The 5,457-nt window shown below is 71.4% G+C and carries 1 protein-coding gene; it reads left to right on the top strand.

What is annotated here, in order from left to right; translation table 11 throughout:
- Window positions 1-5,457, top strand: a 5,457-nt coding sequence (locus tag ACFWHU_RS38450) for an SDR family NAD(P)-dependent oxidoreductase (protein ID WP_387230999.1), incomplete at both ends; no start/stop codon positions are given.

Here is a 5,457-nt window from a genome sequence, read left to right as displayed (position 1 = left end):
CACCCCCCTCACCTGGCCCACCACCACCCAGCCCACCAACCACCACCCCACCCTCCCCACCTACGCCTTCCAACACCACCACTACTGGCTCAACGCACCGGCAAACAGCGGCGATCCGGCGAGTCTTGGACTCCGCCGTACGGCACACGCCCTGCTCGGTGCCGCGGTTGAGCTCGCGGACGGCGGGAGCGCCGTCACGTTCACGGGAAGCCTGAGTCTGCGCTCGCACCCGTGGCTCGCGGACCACGCGGTCGCAGGAGCCGTGCTGCTGCCCGGCACCGCGTTCGTGGATCTCGCCCTGCACGCCGGTGAGCACACAGGCCATCCCCACCTGGCGGAGCTGACGCTCCAGGCCCCGCTCGTCATGACGGAGACCGGCAGCGTCCATCTCCAGGTGACCGCCGGTGCCGACGAGGACGGGAGCGGACGGCGTCCGGTCACCGTCCACTCGCGCGCCGAGGACGGCGAGTCGTGGGCCCTGCACGCCACCGGCCATCTCACGGCGACGCCCCCGGCCCCCGCCGAAGACCTCACGGCCTGGCCGCCGGCCGGTGCCGAGGCACTGCCCGTCGACACGCTGTACGACGACCTCGCCGAGCACGGTTACCACTACGGCCCCACCTTCCGGGGTCTGACGGCGGCCTGGCGTTCGGGCGACAGCGACGACGTGTACGCGGAGATCGCGCTCGGCGAGGACGCCGACCCGGACGGCTACGGCATCCACCCCGCACTCCTCGACGCCACCCTCCACGCCCTCGGCCTGACCCCCGGCACAGACCAGGACGGGGACGAGGACGGGAAAGCCCAGCTCCCCTTCTCCTGGAGCGGAGTCGACCTGCACGCCACCGGCGCGTCGGCTCTCCGGGCGCATGTCCGCAGGCTGACGCCCACCACCGCCCGGATCACCCTCGCGGATCCCGAGGGACAACCGGTAGGACATATCGACACGCTGACGCTGCGGCCTCTCGACGTCGCTCAGTTGCACCGGGCCGACGAGTCCGATCCGTACCGCGACACTCTGTTCAGCCTGGACTGGTCGCCCGTCACGCTTCCGGAGGTCGGTGCCGGGAGCAGCCGCCAGTACGCCGTTCTCGCCCCGCTCACGGACGGCAGCGCGGACGACAACAGCGCCGCCGACAACGCGGCCGAGTTCGCCGCCTCGCTGGCCGCGGCCGTCGGGTGCGAGGGGCCCGCGGACCTCGACCGGCTGGCGGACAGGGCCGAAGTACCGGCGACGGTCTTCCTCCCCGTCCTGGATCGCGGCACGGATGCGGACGACGAGCCTGTGCCCGCCCGTGTACGGCAGCTCGGCACCCGCCTGCTCGCGCTCGTCCAACGCTGGCTGCGTGACGAGTCGCTGGCGTCGGCACGACTCGTCGTGGTGACGTCCGGGGCGGTGGCGGCCGAGCCCGGAGACCCGGTCTCCGACGTCGTATCCGCGTCCGTGTGGGGTTTGCTGCGCTCGGCGCAGTCGGAACACCCGGACAAGTTCCTGCTGGTCGACGTGGACGGTGAACCGGAGTCGGCAGCCGCTCTGCCGGCCGTCGTGCTCAGCGGCGAACCGCAGGTGGCCGTACGTGAGGGCCGGCCGCTCGCGGCCCGTCTGGGCCGGTTCTCGGCCGAGGAGGCGCTAGCCGTCCCCGCAGGCGTGTCGGACTGGAGCCTCGGTGTGACGGGGCAGGGGACCCTGGACCACATCGCCCTGGTCGAGTCTCCTGAGGCGTCGGCGGAGTTGGCCCCCGGTGAGGTACGGGTCGCCGTCCGCGCGGCGGGCCTGAACTTCCGCGATGTCGTCGTCACCCTCGGCATGGTCAGCGATGTTCGCGCCGTCGGCGGCGAGGGCGCCGGTGTGGTCCTGGAGGTGGCGCCGGACGTCACGCATCTGCGTTCCGGTGACCGGGTGATGGGACTGTTCACCAGCACCGGCCCGGTGACCGTCACGGACGCCCGGCTGCTGACACGCATCCCGCAGGGCTGGACCTTCGCGGAGGCCGCCACCGTCCCGATCGTCTTCCTCACGGCGTACTACGGGCTGGTGGACCTGGCCGCGATAGAGCCCGGTGAGCGGCTTCTGGTCCACGCGGGCGCCGGTGGCGTCGGCATGGCCACGCTCCAGCTCGCGCGGCACTGGCAGGTCGAGATCCTGTCGACCGCGAGCACCGGCAAGCAGCACGTCCTGCGCGCGCACGGCCTGGATGACGCGCACATCGCGTCGTCACGCACCCTCGACTTCGAGGAGCACTTCCGCGGCGCGACGGGGGGTGCCGGTGTCGACGTCGTACTCAACTCGCTCGCCGGGGACTTCGCCGACGCCTCGATGCGGCTGCTCTCCGACGGTGGACGCTTCATCGAGATCGGCAAGACGGACATCCGGGACTCCGAGGCCGTAGCGGAGGCGTACCCGGGCACCGTCTACCAGGCGTTCGACCTGGGCGACGCCGGGCCCGAGCGCATCCAGGAGATGCTGGAGGAGCTCCGAACGCTGTGCGAGGAGGGGGTGCTGAGCCCGCTCCCCGTCACCGCGTGGGACATCCGACGCGCACCGGAGGCGCTGCGCTACCTGAGCCAGGCCCGGCACATCGGCAAGGTCGTGCTGACGCTGCCTTCCGCGTTGCGCGCCGAGGGCACCGTCCTGGTCACCGGAGGCACCGGAACGCTCGGTGCGCTGACGGCCCGCCACCTGATCACCGAACACGGTGCCCGGCACCTGCTGCTGACCAGCAGGTCCGGCCCGGACGCGGGAGGGGCGCGGGAGCTTCGGGAGGAGCTGACCGCGCTGGGCGCGGACGTCCGTATCGCCGCGTGCGACGCCGCCGACCGCGAGCAGCTCACCGCTCTGCTGGACAGCATCCCCGCCGAGCACCCCCTCACCGCCGTCATCCACACCGCCGGCGTCCTCGACGACGCGACGGTCGACCGTCTCACCCCCGAGCAGCTCACCACCGTGCTCGCCCCCAAGGTCGACGCCGCCTGGAACCTCCACGAACTCACAGCGGATTGCGACCTCGACGCGTTCATCCTCTTCTCCTCCGCCGCCGCGACATTCGGTGCGCCTGGCCAGGCCAACTACGCCTCGGCGAACGTCTTCCTGGACACCCTGGCCGCCCATCGCCACCGGCGGGGTCTGCCCGCGGCCTCACTCGGGTGGGGACTGTGGGCCGAGTCCAGTGGGATGACACAGCACCTGGACGGCGCGGATGCGGCGCGGGTGAGTCGCGCGGGGGTCGTACCCCTGACCACGCCCCAGGGGCTGGCACTGCTGGATGTTGGTCTGGCCGAGAACCGGCCCTTCCTGCTGCCGACCGGGCTGGACACCCGGGCTCTGGGCTCGACGGCCCCGCCGCCGCTCCTGCGCGCGCTGGTGCAGCCCCGGCGCGCCAGTGTGTCCCGCGCGGCCCGGGGTTCGGGCGCGTCCGCGGGCAAGGGCGGCTCGCTGGCGGAGGCACTGTCCCTGCTGGCCCCCGAGCAGCGGGAGCGGCACCTTCTGGACCTGGTACGGAGCCATGTGGCGACCGTGCTGGTACGTGGTGACGCGGCGGCCATCGAGGCCGACCGCACCTTCCGGGAGCTGGGTTTCGACTCGCTGACCGCCGTCGAGGTACGCAACCGGCTCACCGCCTCGACCGGTCTCCAGCTCCCGACGACCCTGATCTTCGACCATCCGACGCCGATCCTGGCGGCCCGCTTCCTCCTCACGGAACTGCTCGGCACGCTGCCGGCCACCGAGACCGACGCCGTTGCGCCGATCGCGCACGACGAGCCGATCGCCATCATCGGAATGGCCTGCCGTTTCCCGGGTGAGGTCTCCTCGCCGGAGGACCTGTGGCAGTTGCTCGCCGAAGGACGGGACGGGATCGGTGGCTTCCCGACCGATCGCGGCTGGGACATCGAACGGCTGATGGACCCGGACCCGGAACGCACGGGCACTTCCGCGACGTCGTCCGGTGGCTTCCTCTACGATGCCGCCAAGTTCGATCCGGAACTCTTCCGGATCAGTCCGCGCGAGGCGGTGGCGACGGACCCGCAGCACCGGCTGCTGCTGGAGACGTCCTGGGAGGCCTTCGAGCGGGCCGGCATCGACCCCATGTCACTCCAAGGGAGCGACACCGGTGTCTTCGCCGGTGTCATCTCGCAGGACTACCTCTCCCGGCTCACCGACACCCCCAAGGGGTTCGAGGGCCAAATCGGCATCGGGAGCGCGCTGAGCGTCGCGTCCGGCCGTGTCTCCTACACGTTCGGCCTGGAGGGCCCGGCGCTCACGATCGACACGGCGTGTTCGTCGTCGCTGGTCGCGCTGCACCTGGCGTGCCAGTCACTGAGGAACGGCGAGTCGTCGCTGGCACTGGCCGGCGGTGTGACCGTCATGGCCGCGCCCGGGTGCTTCACGGAGTTCACGCGCCAGGGCGGACTGGCACCGGACGGCCGGTGCAAGCCGTTCGCGGCCGGTGCGGACGGCACCGGCTGGTCGGAAGGTGTCGGACTGCTGCTCGTGGAGCGTCTGTCGGACGCCCAACGCAACGGGCACCAGGTGCTCGCGGTGGTAAAGGGTTCGGCGGTCAATCAGGATGGTGCGTCAAATGGTCTGACGGCTCCGAACGGGCCTTCGCAGCAGCGTGTCATCCGTCAGGCACTCGCGAACGCGGGCCTGACGGCGGCCGATGTGGACGCGGTCGAGGCGCATGGCACCGGCACTGCTCTCGGTGACCCGATCGAGGCCCAGGCCATCCTCACTACTTATGGTCAGGACCGGCCGGAAGATGCTCCGTTGTGGCTGGGGTCGCTGAAGTCGAACCTCGGCCACACGCAGGCGGCTGCCGGTGTAGGCGGTGTCATCAAGATGGTCATGGCGATGCGGGAGGGCGTACTCCCGGCGACGCTGCACGTGGACGAGCCGACGCCGCATGTCGACTGGTCGGCAGGAGCGGTAGAGCTCCTCACGCAGAACACCCCGTGGGCGGTCGGGGAGGACCGGCCGAGGCGGGCCGGTGTGTCCTCCTTCGGCATGAGCGGGACGAACGCGCACGTCATCCTGGAACAGGCACCGGCGGCCGAAGTCACCGAACCTGAAGGGGAGTCCGAGCCTGAGTCCGGGTCGGGTGTCGTGGTCTGGCCCGTGTCGGGCCACACGTCCGAGGCGCTGCGTGCCCAGGCTTCGCGGCTGTACTCTCACCTGACCGCGCACCCGGAGGTCACGCTCGGTCAGGTCGCGCACGCCCTGACCACGACCCGCGCGGCCCTGGCCCATCGGGGCGCGGTTGTCGCGACCGGGCGTGCGGAGCTGATGGACGGCCTGACGGCTCTGGGCGAGGGCGCTCCCAACGCGCACGTCGTGACCGGTGTGACCCGTCCGCAGGGAAAGACGGTGTTCGTCTTCCCCGGCCAGGGCGCCCAATGGCCGCTCATGACCGCCGACCTCCTGACGACCGAGCCCGTCTACGCCCAGTCCATCGACGCATG

The sequence above is a fragment of the Streptomyces sp. NPDC060366 genome (genome assembly GCF_042725135.1).
Lineage (GTDB): Bacteria > Actinomycetota > Actinomycetes > Streptomycetales > Streptomycetaceae > Streptomyces.
This window is presented reverse-complemented; position numbering and strand designations above follow the sequence as displayed.